Origin of the sequence: Haemophilus sp. HMSC061E01, assembly GCF_001810345.1 — a bacterium.
Classification (GTDB): Bacteria; Pseudomonadota; Gammaproteobacteria; order Enterobacterales; family Pasteurellaceae; genus Haemophilus_D.
Map to the genome: position 1 here is coordinate 443,992 of NZ_KV801005.1, position 22,459 is coordinate 466,450.

23 protein-coding genes are annotated in these 22,459 nt (G+C 41.0%); 12 read left to right on the forward strand and 11 right to left on the reverse strand.

What is annotated here, in order from left to right; all coding sequences use genetic code 11:
* Nucleotides 1-86: 86 nt before the first annotated feature.
* On the reverse strand, nucleotides 87-2,459 hold the full coding sequence (locus HMPREF2732_RS05660; protein WP_070591910.1) for a type I restriction-modification system subunit M: 2,373 nt from the start codon (nucleotides 2,457-2,459) through the stop codon (nucleotides 87-89).
* Between the two features lie 206 nt (nucleotides 2,460-2,665).
* Here HMPREF2732_RS05660 and HMPREF2732_RS05665 point away from each other — a divergent pair, with 206 nt between their 5' ends.
* Genes HMPREF2732_RS05665 through HMPREF2732_RS05680 form a run of 4 tightly spaced genes read left to right on the forward strand, consistent with a single transcriptional unit; the run spans nucleotide 2,666 to nucleotide 6,244 of the window.
* Nucleotides 2,666-3,643 (forward strand): ABC transporter substrate-binding protein, encoded by a 978-nt coding sequence (locus HMPREF2732_RS05665; protein WP_070591912.1) that lies wholly within the window; start codon nucleotides 2,666-2,668, stop codon nucleotides 3,641-3,643.
* Between the two features lie 21 nt (nucleotides 3,644-3,664).
* Nucleotides 3,665-4,462: an ABC transporter permease gene (locus HMPREF2732_RS05670; protein WP_070591915.1), complete on the forward strand. Its 798-nt coding sequence runs from the start codon at nucleotides 3,665-3,667 to the stop codon at nucleotides 4,460-4,462.
* Complete coding sequence (locus HMPREF2732_RS05675) at nucleotides 4,462-5,154, forward strand: ATP-binding cassette domain-containing protein (protein ID WP_186821531.1); 693 nt, start codon at nucleotides 4,462-4,464, stop codon at nucleotides 5,152-5,154. Before HMPREF2732_RS05670 ends, HMPREF2732_RS05675 begins: the two co-directional genes overlap by 1 nt.
* The gene (locus tag HMPREF2732_RS05680; protein ID WP_070591918.1) at nucleotides 5,147-6,244 is read left to right on the forward strand and encodes an NnrS family protein; all 1,098 of its coding nucleotides are present in this window, start codon (nucleotides 5,147-5,149) and stop codon (nucleotides 6,242-6,244) included. The genes HMPREF2732_RS05675 and HMPREF2732_RS05680 overlap by 8 nt, the downstream gene beginning before the upstream one ends.
* 51 nt (nucleotides 6,245-6,295) lie before the next feature.
* On the opposite strand, the gene HMPREF2732_RS05685 is transcribed toward HMPREF2732_RS05680, so the two are convergent.
* Nucleotides 6,296-6,679, reverse strand: a complete 384-nt coding sequence (locus tag HMPREF2732_RS05685) for a MerR family transcriptional regulator (RefSeq protein WP_070591921.1) — start codon at nucleotides 6,677-6,679, stop codon at nucleotides 6,296-6,298.
* 85 nt (nucleotides 6,680-6,764) lie between these two features.
* Here HMPREF2732_RS05685 and HMPREF2732_RS05690 point away from each other — a divergent pair, with 85 nt between their 5' ends.
* Entirely contained in the window at nucleotides 6,765-7,376 is a 612-nt protein-coding gene (locus tag HMPREF2732_RS05690; RefSeq protein ID WP_070591924.1) for a cation diffusion facilitator family transporter, read from the forward strand.
* Nucleotides 7,377-7,430: 54 nt separating this feature from the next.
* Here the strand turns inward: HMPREF2732_RS05690 and folB are convergent, their stop codons facing one another.
* Nucleotides 7,431-7,787, reverse strand: coding sequence for a dihydroneopterin aldolase (folB, locus tag HMPREF2732_RS05695; RefSeq protein ID WP_065244670.1), 357 nt, complete (start codon nucleotides 7,785-7,787; stop codon nucleotides 7,431-7,433).
* Nucleotides 7,788-7,884: 97 nt separating this feature from the next.
* On the opposite strand from folB, the gene plsY reads away from it, so the two are divergent.
* Nucleotides 7,885-8,484 carry a glycerol-3-phosphate 1-O-acyltransferase PlsY gene (gene plsY, locus HMPREF2732_RS05700; protein ID WP_014064698.1) on the forward strand — a complete coding sequence of 200 codons (600 nt, stop codon included), beginning with the start codon at nucleotides 7,885-7,887 and terminating at the stop codon, nucleotides 8,482-8,484.
* 49 nt (nucleotides 8,485-8,533) lie between these two features.
* Here plsY and rpoH read toward each other — a convergent pair whose 3' ends face one another.
* From rpoH to HMPREF2732_RS05735, 7 genes are all read right to left on the reverse strand, one after another.
* Nucleotides 8,534-9,376, reverse strand: a complete 843-nt coding sequence (rpoH, locus tag HMPREF2732_RS05705) for an RNA polymerase sigma factor RpoH (protein WP_049368696.1) — start codon at nucleotides 9,374-9,376, stop codon at nucleotides 8,534-8,536.
* A 148-nt stretch (nucleotides 9,377-9,524) separates the two neighbouring features.
* Nucleotides 9,525-9,836 (reverse strand): DUF2322 family protein, encoded by a 312-nt coding sequence (locus HMPREF2732_RS05710; RefSeq protein ID WP_070591926.1) that lies wholly within the window; start codon nucleotides 9,834-9,836, stop codon nucleotides 9,525-9,527.
* 19 nt (nucleotides 9,837-9,855) lie between these two features.
* The gene (murB, locus tag HMPREF2732_RS05715; protein ID WP_070591929.1) at nucleotides 9,856-10,881 is read right to left on the reverse strand and encodes a UDP-N-acetylmuramate dehydrogenase; all 1,026 of its coding nucleotides are present in this window, start codon (nucleotides 10,879-10,881) and stop codon (nucleotides 9,856-9,858) included.
* Between the two features lie 9 nt (nucleotides 10,882-10,890).
* Entirely contained in the window at nucleotides 10,891-12,594 is a 1,704-nt protein-coding gene (narQ, locus tag HMPREF2732_RS05720) for a nitrate/nitrite two-component system sensor histidine kinase NarQ (protein WP_070591932.1), read from the reverse strand.
* A 133-nt stretch (nucleotides 12,595-12,727) separates the two neighbouring features.
* Nucleotides 12,728-13,942, reverse strand: coding sequence for an MFS transporter (locus HMPREF2732_RS05725; RefSeq protein ID WP_070591935.1), 1,215 nt, complete (start codon nucleotides 13,940-13,942; stop codon nucleotides 12,728-12,730).
* Between the two features lie 142 nt (nucleotides 13,943-14,084).
* Nucleotides 14,085-14,237, reverse strand: a complete 153-nt coding sequence (locus HMPREF2732_RS05730) for a DUF1232 domain-containing protein (RefSeq protein WP_005696968.1) — start codon at nucleotides 14,235-14,237, stop codon at nucleotides 14,085-14,087.
* A 35-nt stretch (nucleotides 14,238-14,272) separates the two neighbouring features.
* The gene (locus HMPREF2732_RS05735; RefSeq protein WP_014064693.1) at nucleotides 14,273-14,533 is read right to left on the reverse strand and encodes a YfhL family 4Fe-4S dicluster ferredoxin; all 261 of its coding nucleotides are present in this window, start codon (nucleotides 14,531-14,533) and stop codon (nucleotides 14,273-14,275) included.
* 75 nt (nucleotides 14,534-14,608) lie between these two features.
* Here HMPREF2732_RS05735 and HMPREF2732_RS05740 point away from each other — a divergent pair, with 75 nt between their 5' ends.
* The 5 genes from HMPREF2732_RS05740 (at nucleotide 14,609) to HMPREF2732_RS05760 (ending at nucleotide 20,107) form a co-directional block, all read left to right on the forward strand.
* On the forward strand, nucleotides 14,609-15,322 hold the full coding sequence (locus HMPREF2732_RS05740) for a ribonuclease T2 family protein (protein WP_070591939.1): 714 nt from the start codon (nucleotides 14,609-14,611) through the stop codon (nucleotides 15,320-15,322).
* 98 nt (nucleotides 15,323-15,420) lie between these two features.
* Nucleotides 15,421-16,581, forward strand: a complete 1,161-nt coding sequence (pgk, locus tag HMPREF2732_RS05745) for a phosphoglycerate kinase (RefSeq protein ID WP_005696971.1) — start codon at nucleotides 15,421-15,423, stop codon at nucleotides 16,579-16,581.
* 91 nt (nucleotides 16,582-16,672) lie between these two features.
* Nucleotides 16,673-17,752 carry a class II fructose-bisphosphate aldolase gene (gene fbaA / locus HMPREF2732_RS05750; protein WP_049368703.1) on the forward strand — a complete coding sequence of 360 codons (1,080 nt, stop codon included), beginning with the start codon at nucleotides 16,673-16,675 and terminating at the stop codon, nucleotides 17,750-17,752.
* Nucleotides 17,753-17,834: 82 nt separating this feature from the next.
* Nucleotides 17,835-19,079, forward strand: coding sequence for an O-antigen ligase family protein (locus HMPREF2732_RS05755; protein ID WP_049384073.1), 1,245 nt, complete (start codon nucleotides 17,835-17,837; stop codon nucleotides 19,077-19,079).
* The gene (locus HMPREF2732_RS05760; protein ID WP_049368705.1) at nucleotides 19,076-20,107 is read left to right on the forward strand and encodes a glycosyltransferase family 9 protein; all 1,032 of its coding nucleotides are present in this window, start codon (nucleotides 19,076-19,078) and stop codon (nucleotides 20,105-20,107) included. The genes HMPREF2732_RS05755 and HMPREF2732_RS05760 overlap by 4 nt, the downstream gene beginning before the upstream one ends.
* Here the strand turns inward: HMPREF2732_RS05760 and HMPREF2732_RS05765 are convergent.
* Nucleotides 20,057-20,722 (reverse strand): membrane protein YczE, encoded by a 666-nt coding sequence (locus HMPREF2732_RS05765; protein ID WP_049368706.1) that lies wholly within the window; start codon nucleotides 20,720-20,722, stop codon nucleotides 20,057-20,059. The two genes, HMPREF2732_RS05760 and HMPREF2732_RS05765, sit on opposite strands and share 51 nt — an antisense overlap.
* A gap of 190 nt (nucleotides 20,723-20,912) precedes the next feature.
* On the opposite strand from HMPREF2732_RS05765, the gene HMPREF2732_RS05770 reads away from it, so the two are divergent.
* A complete protein-coding gene (locus HMPREF2732_RS05770) occupies nucleotides 20,913-22,454 on the forward strand; it encodes a YjjI family glycine radical enzyme (protein ID WP_070591942.1) in 1,542 nt (513 codons plus the stop codon).
* Nucleotides 22,455-22,459: the final 5 nt, after the last annotated feature.

Consider the following 22,459-nt stretch of genomic DNA (forward strand, 5'->3'; position numbering starts at 1 on the left):
TAAAAAATATTATTTTTCAATAAGTTAAGTATTCTTAGTTTCCTTGCTTAAGACTTATTAAAACTTGCTTAATAGTTTGTTTTTCATTAAGCCTCTAGAATTTCACTAATCAAGCCATCAGCCTGTTTTTCTAACGCCAAAATATCTTGGGCTACTTCTGCAAGGCTACGTAATGGTTTATGGCGGTAGAAGTATTTGTTGAAACTGATTTCATAACCGATTTTCACGCTTTCCATATTCAGCCACGCTTCGCTGATGTGCGGCTGCACTTCGGCTTTGAAATAGTCGTGGATATTTTGTTTAAGCGGTATGGATTCGCTGTCTCGCAAGTCGCTGCTTGTTTCGTATTGGAGATATTCGCCTACTTTGCCGGTGGCGTAATAGCCAAAGTCTGCCAGCTCATCGGCTTGGCATTGGTAGTGTTGGCAAAGGGTATCTAATTCGTTTGGTTTGAGCTTGAGTGTTTTAGCAATCACTTTAGCGGCATTTTCGTTGTACCAGCTTACGGCATTGAAAATGGCCTTTTTCTCTGTGGCAGAAAGGGTGATTTTTGCAGATTTCAAATCATTTTCGACCGCTTGTTTGAATTGGTTGAAATCGTCAAATTGGGTTGAACCGAAATGTTCGAGCAAGGTTGAGGCCGTCTGAAAAAGTGCGGCAGCTTTTTCCCAGGTTTTAATATCCAGCAGTTTGGCTTTGTTTCTATTGTTTAAGGCAATGCCTTGCGCCTCACACCAAGCGCTGATTTCTGGCTCGGTTTTAGCTAAAAATTCGGCGTTGTAAACGTGTTCGCCATGTTGCTGATAAAGATATTGCATGGGCTCAAACAGGGCTTTGTCAAAACGTAAAGACGCAATATTCTCTGCGGTAAATTGTGCAGAACGACGGTCTGGGCGTTCAATGGTGACTTTGTAATAGCCGAAATCTTGATTGTCAAAAATCTGCGAGGCTAAGCCGACCGCTTCATTTTGGCTGTCGGTTTCGCGTGCTTTAGCACTGAAATCAAGATAGTTTTGGGTAATCTCCGCAATATGCTCCGGCGCGAATTCGCAGTTTTTGTCGCCGAGGTTTTTACGCAACTTACGGAATAAGAGGCTGGCATCAATCAGCTGTACTTTGCCTTTGCGTGCTTCGGGTTTGTTGTTGGACAGCAACCAAATATAGGTGGTAATGCCTGTGTTGTAGAACAGGTTGTTAGGCAGCTGTACGATGGCCTCCAGCAAATCGTTCTCAATGATATGGCGACGGATATTGCTTTCCCCCGAACCTGCATCGCCGGTAAAGAGGCTTGAGCCGTTATGTACGGAGGCTATTCGGCTGCCGATTTTGTTGTCATTCGGCGATTTCATTTTGCTGACCATTTCCATTAGGAATAGCAACTGTCCATCGCTGGAGCGTGGCGTGGCATCGAGGGTTTCTTCATTGCCCCAGTAATCAGGCAAGCTGACTTTAAAGCGGCTGTCGATAACATCATTGCCATCTTTAATATAAGCTTGGTCGCTGCTCCAGCTTTTGCCGTATGGTGGATTGGAAAGCATGAAGTCAAAGTAATTGCCTTGGAAGCTGTCGGTAGCAAGGGTGGAGCCGACCTTGATGTTTTCAGGGTTGTCGCCTTTAATCATCATGTCGGATTTGCAGATGGCGTAAGTTTCGTCGTTGATTTCTTTACCGAATAGGAAAATTGAACGCTCGCCTTGCGATTCTGGCAGCGGATATTTTTGTTCAATAAAATTTTGTGATTCGGTCAGCATACCGCCACTGCCGCAAGCAGGGTCGTAAATCGTAATAATCGCCGGGATTTGGTTTTTGAGCGGATCAAAGACCAAATGCGTCATCAGCTCAATCACTTCGCGTGGCGTAAAGTGTTCACCGGCTTCTTCGTTGTTTTCTTCGTTAAATTTACGGATCAGTTCTTCAAACACATAGCCCATGCCAAGATTGCTTAAGGCAGGTAATTTGTTGCCATCCGGGTCTTGTTGCTCTTTAGGGGTAAGATTGATGTAAGGGGAGACAAATTTTTCCAACACACTCAGCAAAACATTTTTATGAGACATGTGGCGGATTTGTTCACGCAGTTTGAAGCAGTTGATAATTTCCTGCACGTTGGCACTAAAACCATCAAGATATTCTTCAAAATTGGCCAGCATATACTGCGGCGTATTGTTGGCGGTTTGATAGAGGGATTTCAAGGTCCATTTTGAGGTGTTATAAAAAACATGGCCGGTAATTTTTTTAAGGGGAAGGTCATCCAATTCGGTGAATGCCAATTCTTCTTTTTGAAAGCGTACTTCTTCCAATACCGCTTCTTTGCTTGGCTCAAGCAAGGTATCCAAACGGCGAAGCACAAACATCGGCAAGATCACATCACGATATTTACCGCGTACATAGACATCGCGCAGACAATCGTCTGCAATGCTCCAGATAAAAGAAACCAGCTTGTTATGAACTGAATGATCCATATTTATTCCCACTTAATATCACGAAATTATTCTGGGTATTGTTGCCTATTTTGAATAAGGATTCAATTTTTCTTTTTTAACGAAAATCACGGGAAATCTGACTGCACTTTTGTCTTTCTTTACTTTAGTCACAGCTAGTAAGATAATTAATGAAAACTATTATCAAAATATAGGCATTAGACTTGTTTCATCATAAGGAGATAGCTATGACACTGAATAGACGTGATTTTTTAAGAATTAGCGCAGCACTTACTGCAGCGGGTATGTCGCCTTCTCTCTTTGCGGCAACGAAAGAACAATTTACCATTTATGGTGCACCGGCGATGCCAAGTGTGACCATTGCAGTGGCAGCAGCACAAGGTAAATTAGCCAAACAAGCAGATGTCGCATTAGAGATTTGGCGTTCGCCAGATCAACTGCGTGCGGGTGTGGCAAGTGGGCAATTTAAGGTGATGATGAGCCCAAGTAATGTGGGCGTGAATTTACGTAATCAAGGGCAACAAGTTGGTATGGTAAATATTCTCACCAATGGCATTACGCAGTTAATGTGTAAAGGTGGTGCCATTACTTCACCGCAAGAATTGGTGGGTAAAAAAATCCTAGTGCCATTTAAAAACGATATGCCAGACATCGTATTGCAAGCTTTACTGAAAAAACTGAATATTGATATTAATAAAGTGGATATCACCTATGCGGCCACACCAACTGAGGCGATTGGTTTGTTCTTGCTTAAAGATTTCCATGCTGCCATTCTGCCGGAACCAATGGCGAGTGCTGTTGTGCTGAAAGCTAAAATTGTTGGTACGGAGATTGTCCGCGGCTTCGATTTAGTGAAAGAATGGGGTCAAGCGTTTAACACCAAACCGCTTATTCCAATGGCGGGCATTATTGCTAACGAAGAATATTTCCACGCACACAAGGCGGAGTTTGATCTACTTCACCAAGATTTAAGTGATGCGTTAAACTGGGTTATGGCTAACCGTAAAAGTGCGGCTGAAATTGGCGCCAATTATCTTCCTGCTCCAGAAGCCGCTATTGAAATGGGCTTAGACGGTGCGCGCTTAACGGTGACCAAAGCCAGTGAACTGAAAAATGAAATCATGCAATTCTATGAAACCTTGATGGAGTTCAATCCAAAACTCTTAGGTGGTAAATTACCAGATGATAAATTCTTCTTGGCTTAATTTAAAACAGAATCACATAACATGATTAAAACTGACAAAATCCGTAAACCACAACCTGTCCTGTTTTACATCATCGACTATCTCTGGAGCGGCTTTACCGGCTTGAGTGTGGCGATGATGGTGGTTGCCTTGTGGGCTTGGGGCAGTGCGATATTTGGTGAATTTATGCTGCCTGCTCCCGCGGATGTTTTTCAAAAAGCCCTTGATTTGCTCGATCATTTCCAACAAAACGAAATCGGTATTTCGTTATGGCGGTCTGTGGTGGGCATTACCATTGCATTAGTCGCAGGCTTAGTCGCTGGGTTGATTGCGGGCAGCTTTAAAACGGCTATGGCATTGCTTAAACCCGTCATTACGATTTTGTTAGCCATGCCGCCAATTATTTGGGTCGTGATGGCATTATTTTGGTTTGGCTTTGGCAATCCTAGCGTGCTATTTACCATTATCGTATTAGTCGCCCCGCTGACCTTTTCCAGTGCCGCTATGGGTATGGCAAGTGTCAACAAACAACATGAAGAATTGTTTGATGCGTACAAACTCGGATTGTGGAAAAAAATCCGCTATTTGTATGTTCCCCATCTCACAGGCTATGTGATTTCCAGCATTGGCGTGGCGGTTGCCATGGGCGTAAAAGTCGTCATTATGGCTGAGCTTTTGGGGGCCAATGAGGGTGTAGGTGCACAGATTGCCGATGCCAGAGCCATGTTAGATACGTCAACGGTCATGGCTTATGTGTTGTTGGTGATTGTGTTTGTTTCACTCTTTGAATATTTGATTACCAAGCCATTGGAAATCCTATTTATGCCGTGGAGAAGATAATGCTGAGCTTAAAGAATGTGCGTTTTGAAATTCTCCGCGATCCCATCGTGCGCGATTTCAGTATGGATTTACAACCAGGCGAAGTGAAAACCTTATTCGGCCCTAGTGGCTGTGGTAAAACTACGGTACTGCGTTTAATTTCAGGTTTGGAAACGCCAAAATCGGGCGAAATCAAGAATACATTTCGTAAAACGGGCTTTCTGTTTCAAGAAAATCGTCTATTAGAAAATCTCACTGCCATGCAGAATATCGCCATTTTTATGGATAATCCTAATGAAAATGAAATCATTGCGCTGGCAGAAAAGATCGGGCTTTCTTCGGGTGATTTGAATAAATACCCGACCGAATTATCGGGCGGTATGGCAAAACGCGTGGCGTTTTTGCGTCTATTACTATGCGGCTGTGATTTAGCCTTATTGGATGAACCTTTTGTCGGTTTGGATCGCGATTTACGTAATATTTTAGCCACTATGTTAGTGGAAAAAATTGAGCAACAAGGCATGGCCTGTATTTTAGTGACGCATGATCGTTTTGAAGCGGCTCGATTAAGCCGAGAAATCATGCAGCTTTCTCCAAAAGGGATGGATATACAAAATGTGATTACTTTGCCAACGCCATTATCTGAACGCAATTCAGCCTTTGAAGAAACCGTAGTCGCACGCGAATTTCAAGGAATCCATTATTATGAATAATTTCTTTACCCATCCGATGCGACCCTTTTTTGTTGGTGCAGCCATTCTTGCGATTGTGGGGGCGTTGAGCTTTTTCATCAGCCCCGATGATCTCATCCTACATCGCAAAATTTTCTTAGAATTTATGCTGCCCGCGGCATACGGCGGTTTTCTGACGGCTTCCATGCTTGAGTGGACAAATTACAAAGGTAATTTAAAACCTATTGCGACAATTTTAGCAGTGCTCTTGCTTTCTGGATTGGTCTTATTACCATTTTCACCACAAACTGCCTCATTTTTAGTGGCTGCTTATTGGCTCGCGTTGTTACTCTTTTGTGCTTGGCTGTTTTGGTTGGATCGCAATACCGACAATTTTACTTTACTGATGTTACTTGCGGCATTTATGGTTTGTCAGACGGCTTACGCCATGACTGATAGCCTGAAATTATTGCGGGCACAGGTGCATTTGAATATGGCGGCGGTGATGTTTGTATCAATTCGAGTCAGCATTCTATTAGGCGCAGAGGCACTGAAAGAAAGCACATTGAAAGATCCCGTATTTATTCCAAATGTCGTGTATAAAAATATCGCAATTACATTTTTATTACTTCATACCGCTGCAGAGCTTTGGTTGCCTACGCAAACAGCCACTTTTACTGCCTTTGCCGTTGGTTTTATTTTGCTTGCCAAATTACGCGAATTACATCATCAAGAACTGCTACGTAAACATTACGTACGTACTTATTATTTCCTTCAACTGTTCGCCGCAATTGGTTATTTGTGGATGGGCATCAATAAATTAATTGATGAGCCTACTGCCGATCCGTTACACATGGTGACACTTGGCGGGATTCTCGGCAGCATGATGATGATTTGGCTCACCGCGGGATTATGGCATAGTGGCTTTACGAAACTGGATTACCCAAAACTCTGTCGCCTTGCCGTGCTTTGTCTTTTCACGGCGGCACTTTCTCGAGCTTGTTTAATGTATGTGGACGAGCTGTTTTTTATCACGATTCCCGCTCTTTTAATTGTCATTGTGTTTGTGCTGTATCTCGCAACCTTTGTGCCGATATTCCGAAACAACGCGTTTACGGATGATCCGGAATAATGACCAATCCGCACATCAATGTGCGGATTTTTGATATTTTTTAGACCGCACTTAATAGGCTTTTAATTGGGCCATTGCTTTACAATCAGCAGCTTGATGATCATCTTCGCTAATTAAACTTTGTAGGAAATGTTTAATTTCAGTCAGTTCGGCAATTTTTTCTTCGACTGAAACCAAATGCTTCGCCAGCATGCTATCCACTTCGCAATGTTGAGATTGCTGCGTTTTCAACGCATTAAAATATTTAATTTCGGCCAAGCTAAAATCCAACGCTCGGCAGGTTTTAATAAATTTTAATTGCTTCAAACTGGCTTCATCATAATCTCGATAACCATTTGCCAGACGTTTAGGCTCTGGCATTAACCCCATTTTTTCATAATACCGAATCGTTTCTAAATGAATACCGCTTTGTTTGCTGAGTTCATGAATCTTCATCTTTCTAAAATTAAGCCTTGACCTTGTAGTTGCTACGGACTTTATACTTTATCCCAAGTTAATCAAAGAAACAATGAGGAGCATTATGTCCGAACATCATTCCCATGAACACCATGACCATTCATCTCATGCACATATTCCACAAGATAAAAAAATCTTAGCACTCAGTTTTGCCATCATTACGGGCTTTATGGTTGTCGAATTTGTTGGAGGCTATTGGTTTAACAGTTTGGCACTCATGGCTGATGCAGGACACATGGCAAATGATAGTTTATCGTTATTTTTAGCCTTGTTAGCGTTGTTTCTATCCGCTCAAAAACAACGATACATTGCCTTACTTAATAGCGGCTCATTGATTGTCGTGGCATTGATGATTTTATTTGAGGCGATTCAACGCTGGCAAAATCCCATCGAAATGATGGCACTACCAATGCTTGGCGTGGCATCTCTCGGATTATTGGTGAATCTTCTCGTGGCGAAGATCATGTTGAACAGCGATCATGATAATCTCAATATCAAAGCGGCGTATCTACATGTACTGACCGATTTATTCGGTTCCATTATTGCGATACTTTCGGGGCTCAGTGCCTATTTTCTGGGATGGTTATGGGTTGATCCGCTAGCAAGCATGATATTAAGCGTACTGGTATTAAAAAGTGGGATGAGTGCGTTCCGTTTGGCGCTTAAAAACATCTAAAAAATGAACCGCACTTTGTTTTGAGATTAACAAAGTGCGGTCAATTTTCAGCGATTATTTCAACTCGCCTCGTTCTACAATAATTCCGACATTACTTGCTTGAGCAACCGCTTTGGGTTTGCTTAATTTGAGGCGTAACCATGAAATCCCAAAACGTTGTTGTAATTGCTCTGCTACTTCATAAGCCACACGCTCAATCAATAAAAATGGCTTAGCTTGGGCATAATCTAAAATAAATTGACTCACTTCCGCATAATTGAGGCAGTATTGCACATCATCTGTTTCTGCGGCTTTTTGACAATCCCATGCCATTTCCAAATCAAAAACGAGCTTTTGTTTGATTTGTTGCTCCCAGTCATACACCCCAATTTGTGCGAAGACCACTAATTCTTCAATAAAAATACGATCCATCTCTCATTCCTGTAAAAATATAGTGGGCTTATGCTATCAAGTTTGGTTAAAATAACGAACAAGTTTTTCAAATACAATCAAGATTGTGGAGCACAAAATGAGCCTATTTGCCCTTTTTTATATGATTTTTGCTTATTTACTGGGTTCGATTTCCAGTGCAATTTTGATTTGTAAGGTAGCAGGCTTGCCTGACCCGCGAAAAAATGGCTCTCATAACCCTGGTGCGACCAATGTATTGCGTATTGGCGGACGTTGGGCGGCGCTTGCAGTATTAATTTGCGATATTTTAAAAGGAATGTTACCTGTTTGGGCGGGTTATTATTTAGGACTCACACAATTTGAATTAGGCATGGTTGCCTTGGGTGCGTGTTTAGGCCATATTTTCCCCATTTTCTTTCAATTTAAAGGCGGGAAAGGTGTAGCGACCGCATTCGGTGCCATTGCGCCCATCTCTTGGGGCGTCGCTGGTTCAACGCTAGGTACGTGGTTGTTAGTCTTCTTAATTAGTCGCTATTCCTCATTAAGTGCAGTCATTACGGCACTTCTCGTGCCATTTTATGTTTGGTGGCTTAAGCCTGAATTTACCTTCCCTGTTGCCTTAGTTTGCTGTTTGCTGATTTATCGCCACCACGACAATATTCAGCGCTTATGGCGAGGCCAAGAAGATAAAATGTGGGGAAAATCCAAAAAGAAATAAATAAAAAAACCTGTCGATAATCGACAGGTTTTCTTTTTATCAAAATGGCTTAGAAATCAACCGCACTTTTAAGTTTTTTCAGTGCGTTTGCTTCAAGCTGACGAATACGTTCTGCAGACACATTATATTTTGCTGCAAGATCATGAAGGGTGGCTTTATCATCATCTAACCAACGCGCTTTGATAATATCTTGGCTACGTTCGTCAAGATTTGCTAAGGCTGTACCTAATTTTTCTGTTGCTTGTTCTTCAAAGTTTTCGCTTTCAAGCTCTGCCGCAAAGTTTGAGCTTTTGTCTTCTAAATATAAAGAAGGTGCATAAGCTTCGTCATCATCGTCTGTTGGCAAATCAAAGCCTACATCAGCCCCTGTCATACGGGATTCCATTTCGATGACATCTTCTTTTGACACACCAAGCTCATTCGCCACCATATCCACTTCGTTTTCATTGAACCAACCTAAACGTTGTTTAGTTTTACGTAGGTTAAAGAACAATTTACGTTGTGCTTTCGTGGTAGCAACTTTCACAATACGCCAGTTGCGAAGGACATATTCATGGATTTCAGCTTTGATCCAATGCACCGCAAAAGATACAAGGCGAACACCCACTTCCGGATTAAAACGTTTTACCGCTTTCATTAATCCGATATTACCTTCTTGAATTAAATCTGCTTGCGGTAATCCATAACCTGAATAACCACGCGCAACATGAATAACAAAACGTAAGTGTGATAAAACTAACTTTTTCGCTGCTTCAATATCACCGTCATAATACAAACGTTCTGCTAAGCTTTTTTCTTCCTCTGCAGTCAGCATCGGATATTCGTTTGCTGCTCGAATATAACCTTCGATGCTACCTTGAGGTACTAACATCATTTGAGTTTCTTTATTCATTCTTCTCCTCACAGCATGCGGAGCTAAGCTCCAACTTATTAATCGTCTAGTTATAGCACAATATTTAAAATTATTGTAGCTTTAATTTGTTCTATTTGACAGTTTTTAGCGATTAAAAGTTCAAATTTATTACAAAAAATTTATTAAACTATTTTAATGGAATGAGTGAATAATTCAATTCTTCCGCGACGACTTTAAACAATAAGTCGATGTTAGGGTGCTTGCCTGGATTTTGTTTGGCATCTTCAACATGTTCTGCAAACCATTCAATGCCTTGCTGTGCTGAAGTGCGGTCTAATTTTCCGTTAAATTTTTCAGCCAACGTATTATAAAGACGAAGCGAGCCAAGCTTACCTGGTGCAGCAGGAATATGATGAATCACGGTTTCACCGTTTAATACGTCCAAACCTGTTAGATGCTCAATGCTTGGTAAAGTCTCTAAAATGTCTTTAAAGTTCATGATTGCTTTCCTCTATAAATTAACTAATGGCTTGCTCTGAATTCACTTCGCCATTCGCGCCCATAAAGCGCACTTCAGGCTGTAAATATACACCAAATTTATCTGCCACGGTTTGACGGATATGATGCGCAAGCTTAACCACATCCTGCCCAGTGGCATTGCCCTTATTAATCAGCACTAAAGCCTGCTGTTGATGAACGGCTGCACCACCAATTTGAAAACCTTTTAAATGGCATTGATCGATTAACCAACCCGCTGCAAGTTTCACTGAACCATCCGGTTGTGGAAAGTGCGGTAGATTTTCGATCTGTTTTTGAATTTTTGCAAATTGCTCTGCACTCACCACAGGATTTTTGAAGAAACTGCCCGCATTACCAAACTCTTTAGGATCGGGCAATTTACTGCGGCGAATATGGCACACTTCATCAAACACTTGTTTTGCCGTTACAGTTTGAGGATCAAAATTCACTAATGAGCCATATTTTAAAATCGGTTGCCAATTTTTGGCTAATTTCAATCCAACTGCTGTAATCACATAGCCTTGTGCATAGCGATGTTTGAAAATACTTTCACGATAACCAAATTCACATTCGTTCGCCTGTAAGCGGAATTGTTCGCCCGTGTTAAGATTCAACACATCCACATAATCACACACATCTTTAAATTCTACGCCATACGCTCCAATATTTTGAATCGGCGCTGAGCCGGCACAACCTGGAATGAGCGCAAGGTTTTCTAAACCATTAATTCCTTGCGAGAGTGACCATTCCACCAACTGGTGCCAATTTTCGCCACCATTAACATGCAAATAATGGTAATCACTATCTTCTGTATGTTGAATACCTGCTAAACGGTTAACTATCACTATCCCTTGAAAATCTTCTAAAAACAGCATGTTGCTGCCTTGACCTAAAAATAAGACAGGGAGATTTTCAGCTTGTGCTTTTTGCCAAGCTTGTTGGATTTGTTCAATCGATGTGGCTTCAATAATTTCGCGCGCATTTGCCGGAATATTGAAGGTGTGAAACGGTTGTAAACTTTGCATTAACTTTCCTTAAAAAAACGTGTGAGGGAGCGTGATTTTCACCATCGTACCACCTTGCTCCCCTTTTGAAATTGTAAGCTGAGCATTTAATTGGCGACTGCGTTCAGTCATGATATTTAAACCATAATGCCCTTCTGGCTCGTCTAACGTCGGAATCCCGACGCCATTATCTTGCACAAGGATTTCATATTCTCCCTCGGCATTAATATGGGCTTTCACTTCAATCAGCGTGCCTTTTGAGTGTTTAATCGCATTCAGTGTTGCTTCACGCACAATTTGTAGAACGTGCACTAATTCTTGTGGATTTAAACTTTGTGATGGCAAACTGCATTCCACGGTCATTTGCATTTTCGTTTGCGAACGTAAACTTTCGATAACTTGTTCCAAGGCAACCTGTAAGTTGGCTTCTTGTACCGTTAAACGGAAGGTCGCTAATAATTCTCGTAATTGAGAATACCCATCTGATAAAGCTTGTTCAAATTCACCAATGATCGCAATGCTTTTCTCTTTTGATTCCTCGTCTTCTTTCTTCAAATTATGCTTTAACAGCGTTAATTGAATTTGTAAGAAAGACAGCACTTGCGCCAACGAGTCATGTAATTCCCGTGCAATAATGGACCGCTCCTCCATCAATAAGAGTTGCTCTTGCTGGCGTTGCGTTTTGTGTGAATACAATGCTTTTGCCACCATTTGCCCTAAGTTTTTCATCATTCGTGGATCAGGACAAGGCAAACCCGCTTGCCATGAAAGCACCGCTAGGTTTTCATTTTCAATAGAAAGTTCTTCAACTTGAAGTGATTGTTTAGGATCTTTTTGACCAAAAGAAACTTCCCAATGCTCTGCGCCTAAAATCTCTAATTCAATGTAGCGTAAATGTTCGCTGACACGAATATGATTAAGTACTTGACTGAGAATTTTATCATTAATCTTCGTGGGCGTAAGTAACTGTGAGCTTTGATAAAGTGTTGTTAAAGAGCGGTTGGTTTGACGCAACTTTTGCGTTTGCTCATTTACCGCATCTTCTAAACGCGAATAAAGTCGCCCTAACTCAGAAGACATTTGCGTAAACACTTTCGCTAAAATACCCAGTTCATTATTGCTTTCTGTATCAAGCTGGATATGGTTAAACTGCCCCATTTGTACTTGCATGCTGGCTTTGGTCATCTGCTCTAAAGGCTTCACGACTTCGCGCTTCATATACCAAATCACATAAGACACCATCGCAAGAATCAATAGCATAGAAACACACAATACCGAAACTGCAATAATCCATTTTAGTTCAGCAAAGCGTTGTAATTCCAACACGAAATCATCGACATCTTGTACATAACTTTTTAGTTCGGCGTGATATTTTTCAATTTGATGGCTACGCGCAAAATCGGACATCACCGCCCAGCGTTTTAGGATTTCTTGATAAGACTCTCTCACCCCTGAAGGTGCAAAAAGCTGATTTTGTACCGTCAGCAAAGCATCAGCATTGAGACTGCGTTGATAACGCACTAAATTTTGTTCTACCGTATCCAGCGAACGTTCCATTTCTGTTAATAGCCGATAACTTTGCATACGCAAAGAACCAGAGATATTAATGGCTTCCGCATCCGACTTATTACTTGCCATCACGATCAAACTCAATGAGCTAATAATGCCCATGAAGATAATGACTACAAATAAATATTTAGCAATACGGGTAGAAACTGAACGTTTAGCGTACACGATAATTCTTCAAAATTGGAAAAAGTGACCATAGTTTAGCACAAAGTGCGGTTGAAATTGGCTGATTTTTCACAAATAAAAAACATCGGCTTTAACCCCGATGTTTTCAAAAACGTTAATTTTTTGACCGCACTTAGCTCAATTCTTTGCCTTTTAATTCGGGCACTAAGAAGACTGTCGCTACCATGTCGATGACATAAATCACCGCCAAGAAAGCAATTGCAGTACTGAATGAGTACGCAGAGACAATCGCCCCGACAACAACTGGTCCGAAACCACCAACTGCACGACCTAGGTTAAACAACACATTTTGTGCCGTTGCACGTGCTTCTGTCGGATAGGCTTCAGCCATTAATGCACCATAACCGCCCATCATGCCGTTCACAAACATCCCCAAGAATGCACCAGCCACCAACATAGCGGTTGGGTCAGCTAATTGAGAGTAAGTGATGATGCTGATCACAGCACCAAGTTGGAATAACAAGAAACTTGGTTTACGTCCGATTCTATCGGCTAGACGACCAAAAATCCAAATCCCTGCCATCATGCCGCATACCGTAACAGCCGTCCATAAACCTGATTTCGTTAAACTAAAACCAAGTTGTTTAGATAAGAAGTTTGGCATCCAAATCATAATGCCGTAGTAGCCAAAATTTTGTACGGAAGTTAACACCACCACACCAAGGCTCACTTTTGTGGTTGCTTTGTCCTTCACTAAGAGTTTGAAAGATTCCAGTTTAGATATTTTTTGGGTTGAAAGTTCAGTCTGTTTTTGCGAAAAAATTTCAGGTTCATGTAAGCGTACTCGTAAATACCAAGCAACAAATGCAGGGAAGATACCAACAACGAACATGCCACGCCAGCCAATATGTGGAAGCAATACAGGGGTGAGTAATGCCGCCGCTAACACACCAACTTGCCAACCTAACGCCACATAGGAAGCGGCTTTTGCACGGTGTTTTGCGGGCCAAGCTTCAATGGCTAATGCCATACCGATACCAAATTCACCACCCAAACCGATACCCGCGATAGTGCGATAAATTAATAAATCCCAATAGCCTTGTGCGATTGCACATAAACCGGTAAATACGGCGAAGAGGACGATTGTCCAAGTCAGTACGCGTACTCGCCCATAACGATCGCTTAATGCACCAAATACAATACCGCCTACCACTGCACCAATAAGTGTCCAGGTAACTAATGAGCCAGATTGTGCGGGAGTTAAATTAAGATCTGCCGAAATGGCACTAAGCATAAATCCAAGAATAAGAAGATCGAATCCATCCATCGCGTAGCCGACAGCTGATCCAACCAAGGCTTTCCAGCCATATTGATTGACGTTTGTCATAATTGAGGTCCCTTTTGCTACTCACGGGTAGCGTTTAAAGTGAAATGATGAGGAAAGAAATTTTCCGACGCGTAGTTTAGAGAAATTGATGGAATTTTGCAAGAATAAGAAAAGCAAAGTGCGGTTGATTTTATTCAAGTTTTTATTTTTTCAATAAAATCCGAATTAATAAGGCAATGGCTGCCGCATCATCCACTAAACCTAATGGGCCAAGCACCGCTTCAGGCAAAATATCAATGGGACTGAACAAATAAATCAGAATGATGGCGATTTTAATTAACTTCGTTTTATTCATAGTCATTGGACGAAAAGAAAAAGATCAGGTAAATTCTACAACTTATCCGAATGGTGAATCATCACAAAACGTTCCCAAAGCTGCTCTTCGCTTTCTTGATGCTCAGGATCTGGCTTGATGCAGTTGGTAATCGGGCAAACTTTTTGGCAAGTTGGCGTGTCATAATGACCAACACATTCCGTACAAAGCACAGGATCGATCACATAGATCTCCTCGCCGATTGAAATTGCTTCATTCGGGCATTCGGGGAGGCACATATCGCAGTTTGTGCATTTGTTTGTGATCAGTAACGCCATACCATTCCTTTATATGAGAAAGCGGCGAATTATAGCCGACAAAAGCAAAATTGACAAAATTTAAACAGGATTTTTATGAAAAAACAGGTTTCCACTCTTTCCCTTATTGCCCTTGCCGCATTTAGTATTTGGCAATATTTCACTGAACACAAAAAAGACACCAAACCAGCCCCAACAACCACACAACAGCAAAGTCAAAGTGCGGTCAAAAATACTAAAGATTTTGGGAATTATGATGTCATCATGCGTGATGATGCTATTGGGCAAAACAAAAATGCCCCTGTTGATTATTATATGTTGGCCTTATCTTGGTCGCCGGCATTCTGTGAAAAACAACGTGCTCAATATGGCAATAATTTACCCGATTCAGCGCAATATCAATGTAGTACAAAAAATCAATTTGGCTGGGTAGTACATGGCTTATGGCCACAAAATGCGAATGCACGTTCTGTTACGGAGCACCCACGTTTTTGTAAGGGTGATTTAGCGCCACTTCCAATTGAAACGATCGAGCCTTACCTTTCAATCTCGCCAGGCGCAAAATTGTTGCAAGGCGAATGGGAAAAACACGGTAGCTGCGCCTTTGATTCAGCGGAAGCTTATTTCAAACAAGAGAAAGCATTATTTGAATCGCTTTCCTTGCCAAACGAACAATTAAGCCGTAAAGAATTATTTCAATGGATGAAGCAAAATAATCCGCAATTAAAAGGCGCTTATTTAGGGGCGAGCCATAATGAACTATTCATTTGTTACAATCGCCAATGGCAAGTAATCGATTGCCCTAAATAAGCATAATTCGCTTTTTTATTTGATCTACATCGTTACAACCTAGTAAGATCTAGGTATAATGTCCCTGTTTAATTTTAACTAACCCAAGAGGAAAGCTTATGTCAGTAATCAAAATGACCGACTTAGATTTAAAAGGTAAACGTGTATTTATTCGCGCGGACTTAAACGTACCAGTAAAAGATGGCAAAGTGACATCTGATGCGCGTATTCGTGCGACTATCCCGACGTTAAAACTGGCTTTAGAGAAAGGCGCAAAAGTGATGGTTACCTCTCACTTAGGTCGTCCAACTGAAGGTGAATTCAAACCTGAAGACTCTTTACAACCGGTTGTTGATTACTTAAAAGACGCAGGTTTCAATGTGCGTTTAGTACAAGACTACTTAAACGGTGTGGATGTTAAAGAAGGCGAAATCGTTGTTTTAGAAAACGTACGTGTAAACAAAGGTGAGAAGAAAAACGATCCTGAATTAGGTAAAAAATATGCCGCACTTTGCGATGTATTCGTGATGGATGCATTCGGTACGGCTCACCGTGCGCAAGCATCAACTTACGGCGTAGCAGAGTTTGCACCAGTTGCTTGTGCAGGTCCATTACTTGCAGCAGAATTAGATGCATTAGGTAAAGCATTAAAAGAACCTGCTCGTCCGATGGTTGCGATCGTAGGCGGTTCTAAAGTTTCCACTAAATTAGAAGTATTAAACTCTCTTTCAAAAATTGCTGACCAAATTATCGTGGGTGGTGGTATTGCAAATACTTTTATCGCGGCAGCTGGCCACAATGTAGGTAAATCATTATATGAAGCAGATTTAATCCCTGTAGCAAAAGAATTAGCAGCAAGCACGGATATTCCAGTTCCAGTTGATGTGCGTGTTGGTACTGAATTCTCTGAAACTGCACCTGCAACAGAAAAATCAGTAACCGAAGTGAAAGACGATGAATCTATCTTCGATATCGGTGATAAATCTGCAGAACAATTAGCTGAAATCATCAAAAATGCAAAAACCGTTTTATGGAATGGTCCAGTTGGCGTGTTTGAGTTCCCTAACTTCCGTAAAGGTACTGAAATCATTTCTCACGCAATTGCAAACAGCGATGCATTCTCTATCGCAGGTGGTGGTGATACTTTAGCAGCTATCGATTTATTCGGTATTGCAGATAAAATCTCTTACATCTCTACCGGTGGTGGCGCATTCTTAGAATTCGTTGAAGGTAAAGTATTACCAGCAGTAGAAATTCTTGAAAAACGTGCGAACGGTTAATTAAATGCTTTCTATCCCCTCTGCACAGAGGGGATAAATATTGATTCTTCAAACGGAGGATAAACCCTCCAAAACAAAAGGAAACACAACTATGGCTAAATTATTAGATATCGTAAAACCTGGCGTAGTAACAGGTGAAGATGTACAAAAAATCTTTGCTTATGCCAAAGCAAACAACTTCGCGATCCCTGCAGTAAACTGCGTGGGTTCAGACTCCGTAAATGCTGTATTGGAAACCGCTGCTCGTGTGAAAGCACCAGTAATTATCCAATTCTCAAACGGTGGTGCAGCTTTCTACGCAGGTAAAGGTATCAAACCAACAAGCGGTGCACGTCCAGACGTTTTAGGTGCGATCGCAGGTGCAAAACATGTTCATACTTTAGCCAAAGAATATGGTGTCCCAGTTATTCTGCATACCGACCATGCTGCGAAAAAATTACTTCCATGGATCGATGGCTTACTTGAAGCGGGTGAAAAACACTTTGCAGAAACAGGTCGTCCATTATTCTCTTCTCACATGCTTGACTTATCTGAAGAGCCTATGGAAGAAAACATGGCAATCTGCCGTGAATACCTTGCTCGTATGGATAAATTAGGCATGACTCTTGAAATCGAGATTGGTATTACCGGTGGTGAAGAAGACGGCGTGGATAACTCAGATGTAGATGAATCTCGTTTATATACCCAACCATCTGATGTGCTTTATGTTTACGATCAATTAAACCCTGTAAGCCCTAACTTTACCGTTGCGGCTGCATTCGGTAACGTACACGGTGTTTACAAACCAGGTAACGTAAAATTAAAACCATCTATTTTAGGTGCATCACAAGAGTTCGTTGCAAAAGAACGCAATCTACCAGCAAAACCAATCAACTTCGTTTTCCACGGTGGTTCAGGTTCTAGCCGCGAAGAAATCCGCGAAGCAATTAGCTATGGTGCAATCAAAATGAATATCGATACTGATACTCAATGGGCTGCATGGAATGGTATCTTAAACTTCTATAAAGCAAATGAAGCTTATCTTCAAGGTCAATTAGGTAACCCTGAAGGTCCTGATGCACCAAACAAAAAATACTACGACCCACGTGTTTGGTTACGTAAAATGGAAGAATCAATGTCTAAACGCTTAGAGCAATCTTTCGAAGACTTAAACTGCATTGATGTTTTATAATCCATAAAAATAGACTAAAATAAGACCGCACTTTCTAGTGCGGTTTTTTTATTTTACATAACCTAAATATCGAGCATAATCTATGCAAATAACAAAACAAAATTGGTTAGTTACCCTAATAAACTTTGCAGTAACGCTTTTCTTCCTTTCGATATTTATTGTCAAGGGGGGATATAATGCTGCACCTGCTCTACTGATGTTAATCGGTTTAGGTTATGGCGTTTATGCTTTAATCAAGAAACCACTTTTAAACTTATCGAAAGTTGATAAATGGTTAATTTATAGCTACCTTTTTTATTTTCTTACATTTGTACTTTCCCTCTGCATTAACGGGGGGAAAATGCGCGATCTTGATACTGCAAGCCGAGTCGTTTTCTTTGTTCCTGTTTTACTTTTATTATTAAAATACCCTATCAAAACTTGCGTTTTGAGTTACTCTATTCCGCTTGGTAGTATTATTTCCCTTTGCGTAGCACTTTATGATAAATTTATCTTGAATCTACGCCCAGAGCAAAATCCTCGAATTATGCATATTCAAGGTGGTGATATTTCTATGTCATTAGGTATTTTTAGCCTAATTATTGCCCTCTATGCCCATCATAAAAAAGACGTAAAGTTAACCACTCTTAGTGTTATTGGTGGTTTATGTGGCATCGTAGGAAGTTTGCTTTCTACCGCTCGAGGTGGATGGGTTGCATTGCCTGTCTTGCTTGTCGTTATTCTTTATATTTATCGTCATTCTCTTTCAAAACGTTTTTTCCTGACTTTCTTTGGGATTATTGTGGTCGCGAGCATTGGTATTAGTCAAATGCCCAATAACCGCATTATGGAACGAATTAATGTTGCTCAAAAAGATATCCAGCTTTATCTAGATAAAAATAATGGTAACACCTCTCTAGGTGCTCGTTTTGAAATGTGGAAAAGCGCAATTGCAATGGCAAAAGAAAAACCTTTATTTGGTTGGGGTATTCAAGGTGCAACAGAAAAACGTAAGCAAGAAACGGAAGAAAAAATTGCTACAGGTAACATTGGACAATTTACACATGCTCATAACCAATATTTAGATGACCTCTCCAAACGAGGAATCGTCGGATTACTCGCCTTGCTTGCTGTTTTATTTATTCCTCTGCGTACCTTTATGAAAAAGCTAAACACCACGAACGATGAGGTTAAGCTGATTGCAACGTTAGGTGTTGCCCATATTTTATCTGTGATGATTTATGGCTTAAGCCAAGGTTTCTTGGTACATAATTCAGGTACTATTTTTTACTTTTTCTTAACGATTGTGTTTTATGCTGCAATACGAACACATCAGAAGGCGGAATAATGAAAATTTTAGTCATTCGTAACGATAAACTGGGTGATTTTGTTCAGGCGTTTCCGGCTTTTGCGATGTTGAAAGCCTCAAATCCCGAGCTAAAACTGACCGCACTTGTGCCAGCTTATACCGCACCACTTGCACAAATTTGCCCTTATTTAGATGATGTTATCATTGATAGTGCTAAGAACGACAAAGCAGATTTCAACCGGCTTATTAAAGAAATCAAAGAGCAGCAATTTGATGGCATGATTAGCTTCTTTTCCAATACCCATAACGGTAAATTAGCCTGGAAAAGTGGGATTCCTTATCGTCTTGCGCCCGCAACAAAATGGGTACAAATCCTTTATAACCATCGTTTAACACAACGCCGTTCACGTTCAGAAAAATCGGAAGCCGAGTACAATCAAGATCTGGCTCGGGCGTTCTTAAAGAAACACAACATGCCGATTGTAGAACCTAAACCACCTTACCTTTCATTTCCTGAAAGTGCGGTTAAAAAACAACGTATTTTTCTTCAAGAACAATTCGGTTTATCGGCGGATAAAAAATGGGTCTTTGTGCATAGTGGAACAGGTGGTTCAGCAACAAGCCTTTCTCTGACACAGTATGCTCAATTGATACAAGGTTTATTAAACGAATTTGACTGTCAGATTATCTTAACGGCAGGACCTGGTGAAAGTAAAAAAGCCCATGAGTTAGCGGCAAAAATCGATAACCCAAATGTGGTGGTTTACGATAAGAATAAAGGATTAGTGGATTTTGCTCACTCACTGGCTTGTACAGATTTATTCATTGCGGGCTCTACTGGACCATTGCATCTAAGTAGTGCATTCAATGTGCCAACGATCGGATTCTATCCAAATAGTCGCTCATCTCAGCCTCGTCGTTGGAAGCCGATTAATGATGCAGATAAACATCTTGCTTTCTGCCCGCCAAAAGGCAAAGAGGAAATTAATTTAGGCTTAATTTCGATTGATGATGCCTTAATTGAGATTATCCCCTTCGTGCGGAAGATGTGGCAAGCGAGCAATTGAGTTTAAGCATAACTGTACAATCCAACCTATTGCGGCGGCAAAAACAACGGTACCGATTCCGACTGTGCCGCCGAGAAGATAACCCAACACACAAACCGACACTTCAAGGCTTGTTCTCACAATGCCTACTTTTAAATGAAGGCGTTGGCAAAACCCCACCATTAATCCATCCCGCGGGCCAGCGCCTTGATGACAGGTTAAATATAATGCTGTTCCAAGCCCATAAAGCAAAAGCCCAATTCCGCCGAATAAGATTCGACTCAAAAGTGCGGTTGGTTCAGGTATAATTTTCACGGTTAAACCCAGAAAAAAAGCAATCACGATAATATTCAAAATCGTGCCAAGCCCAAATCTTAACCTAAGGGGAATCCAAGCCAACATCACCAAACAGCTAATACCGAATGATGCCCAACCAATACTAACTCCAGCTTGTAATGCCACGCCTTGAGAAAGTACGGTCCAAGGTGAAGAACCCAAATTAGCGAGCACAATCAAGCCATCTCCAATGCCCAGTATTGCCAAAGCAAATAAGAGCATCGACATGGTTTTACCTTCGACTGACCATAGCGATTTGGCGGCCCAACTGGTGTGAGGAATCACCCGTGCTTTTTTCATATTATTCCCATTTATATTTAACGCTTACATCATAATGGGAAACCCCATAAAACCAAAACATTTTAACGTCATATGATATAACCGAATTGACTGATAAATATCATAAATGTGATGTAGATCACATTGTCAAAATTGTCATCATTCAGCCACTGACTTAAAATAGGCTACCCTTTTAAATTAGGACATGATTATGCTTGCATCTCTTCAAGATATTTTGGATACCGTAAAATCCAATACACTCACCTATCAACAAAAACTCATGTGTTTAGGCAATATCGCCGAGCGATTATTTGATCCTCGTGAATTATTAGGCTACACGGATGAAGAATGGCAATTCCTTCAAAATCAAATGATCTGTGATTTAAACGAAGGCTATGCGATTTATCGCCCCCGCTATATTTTGCCGGATTACAATGTGTATATTAAAAAAGGCTGTGAATTCCTTGAATTGCCGCCACCAAAAGATCTTGATGAAGCATTAGATGGCTTATTGATTTTATATTCCCACGTGCCCTCCATTACCACATTCCCAGTTTACATTGGTCGTTTAGACGTGCTACTTGATCCGTTTATTACCGATGAGGAACAAGACTACATCAAAATTAAACGTTTCTTAAATCATGTGGATAAAACTGTGCCAGATTCATTCTGTCATGCCAATATTGGGCCTTATGACACCAAAGCAGGGCGTTTAATTTTAAAAGCGGTGATTGAGTTAGAAGCACCAACACCAAATATGACCATTCGTTACGATAAGAGCAAAACAAGTCGTGAATTTGCAGAATTAGCGGCAAAAGCGTGCTTATTAGTTTCTAAACCATCTTTTGCTAATGATGCTTACTACATTTCTGACTTAGGCGAACAATATGGTATTGCAAGCTGCTATAACGCACTGCCTGAATGTGGCGGGGCTTATACGCTCACTCGCTTACGCTTAGGGACTATCGCACGCGCCTGTAAAACCGTGGATGAAATGGTCAATGAACTTTTACCTCGTGTAGCAAAATGTGCGCTCTCCACAATGGATAAACGCCATAAATTTGTAGTAGAAGAAAGCAACTTCTTTAATACCTCATTCCTCGAAAAAGAAGGTTTTATCAAACGGACTAATTTTACGGGGATGTTTGCCATTGTAGGACTTGCAGATGCGACAAATCATTTATTGCAACAAGAAGGCTTAAACGAAACCTTTGGTAAAAGCCAACGCGGTGATGAAATTGCAACCTTGATTATGGATAAATTAAAAGAAGTCACGGATAACCATGAAGGCGTGTATGCTGAACGCACGGGCAATCGTTATTTATTACATGCTCAAGTAGGCGCAAGCAATCATGAAGAAGATAAACGTAATGCGCCAGCACATCGCATTCGTGTGGGTGAAGAACCAACGTTACTGGCTCATTTGAAACAATCGGCGCCATTCCATAAATACTTCCCATCAGGTACGGGAGATTTGTTTGCCTTTGACCAAACCTATGTGGATCATTTAGATGCCGTTGTTGATATTATCAATGGTTCATTTGCTCAAGGTTACCGCTATATCACTACTTACCTTAAAAACACCGATTTGATTCGGGTAACGGGTTATTTGGTGAAGAAAAGCGAAGTGGAAAAATACCGTAAAGGTGAAGTAGCATTACGTGATACCACTTGGTATGGTTCAGGTACCGATGATTGTGCACAAGTCTTTGACCGCCAATTACGCGATGAACAAGATGTAAGTGCAAGCTAGAAAAA

Excerpts from the sequence above, each read along its gene's own strand:
- HMPREF2732_RS05660 (WP_070591910.1), bottom strand. The coding sequence starts at position 2,459 with ATGGATCATTCAGTTCATAACAAGCTGGTTTCTTTTATCTGGAGCATT.
- HMPREF2732_RS05665 (WP_070591912.1), top strand. The coding sequence starts at position 2,666 with ATGACACTGAATAGACGTGATTTTTTAAGAATTAGCGCAGCACTTACT.
- HMPREF2732_RS05670 (WP_070591915.1), top strand. The coding sequence starts at position 3,665 with ATGATTAAAACTGACAAAATCCGTAAACCACAACCTGTCCTGTTTTAC.
- HMPREF2732_RS05675 (WP_186821531.1), top strand. The coding sequence starts at position 4,462 with ATGCTGAGCTTAAAGAATGTGCGTTTTGAAATTCTCCGCGATCCCATC.
- HMPREF2732_RS05680 (WP_070591918.1), top strand. The coding sequence starts at position 5,147 with ATGAATAATTTCTTTACCCATCCGATGCGACCCTTTTTTGTTGGTGCA.
- HMPREF2732_RS05685 (WP_070591921.1), bottom strand. The coding sequence starts at position 6,679 with ATGAAGATTCATGAACTCAGCAAACAAAGCGGTATTCATTTAGAAACG.
- HMPREF2732_RS05690 (WP_070591924.1), top strand. The coding sequence starts at position 6,765 with ATGTCCGAACATCATTCCCATGAACACCATGACCATTCATCTCATGCA.
- folB (WP_065244670.1), bottom strand. The coding sequence starts at position 7,787 with ATGGATCGTATTTTTATTGAAGAATTAGTGGTCTTCGCACAAATTGGG.
- plsY (WP_014064698.1), top strand. The coding sequence starts at position 7,885 with ATGAGCCTATTTGCCCTTTTTTATATGATTTTTGCTTATTTACTGGGT.
- rpoH (WP_049368696.1), bottom strand. The coding sequence starts at position 9,376 with ATGAATAAAGAAACTCAAATGATGTTAGTACCTCAAGGTAGCATCGAA.
- HMPREF2732_RS05710 (WP_070591926.1), bottom strand. The coding sequence starts at position 9,836 with ATGAACTTTAAAGACATTTTAGAGACTTTACCAAGCATTGAGCATCTA.
- murB (WP_070591929.1), bottom strand. The coding sequence starts at position 10,881 with ATGCAAAGTTTACAACCGTTTCACACCTTCAATATTCCGGCAAATGCG.
- HMPREF2732_RS05725 (WP_070591935.1), bottom strand. The coding sequence starts at position 13,942 with ATGACAAACGTCAATCAATATGGCTGGAAAGCCTTGGTTGGATCAGCT.
- HMPREF2732_RS05730 (WP_005696968.1), bottom strand. The coding sequence starts at position 14,237 with ATGAATAAAACGAAGTTAATTAAAATCGCCATCATTCTGATTTATTTG.
- HMPREF2732_RS05735 (WP_014064693.1), bottom strand. The coding sequence starts at position 14,533 with ATGGCGTTACTGATCACAAACAAATGCACAAACTGCGATATGTGCCTC.
- HMPREF2732_RS05740 (WP_070591939.1), top strand. The coding sequence starts at position 14,609 with ATGAAAAAACAGGTTTCCACTCTTTCCCTTATTGCCCTTGCCGCATTT.
- pgk (WP_005696971.1), top strand. The coding sequence starts at position 15,421 with ATGTCAGTAATCAAAATGACCGACTTAGATTTAAAAGGTAAACGTGTA.
- fbaA (WP_049368703.1), top strand. The coding sequence starts at position 16,673 with ATGGCTAAATTATTAGATATCGTAAAACCTGGCGTAGTAACAGGTGAA.
- HMPREF2732_RS05755 (WP_049384073.1), top strand. The coding sequence starts at position 17,835 with ATGCAAATAACAAAACAAAATTGGTTAGTTACCCTAATAAACTTTGCA.
- HMPREF2732_RS05765 (WP_049368706.1), bottom strand. The coding sequence starts at position 20,722 with ATGAAAAAAGCACGGGTGATTCCTCACACCAGTTGGGCCGCCAAATCG.
- HMPREF2732_RS05770 (WP_070591942.1), top strand. The coding sequence starts at position 20,913 with ATGCTTGCATCTCTTCAAGATATTTTGGATACCGTAAAATCCAATACA.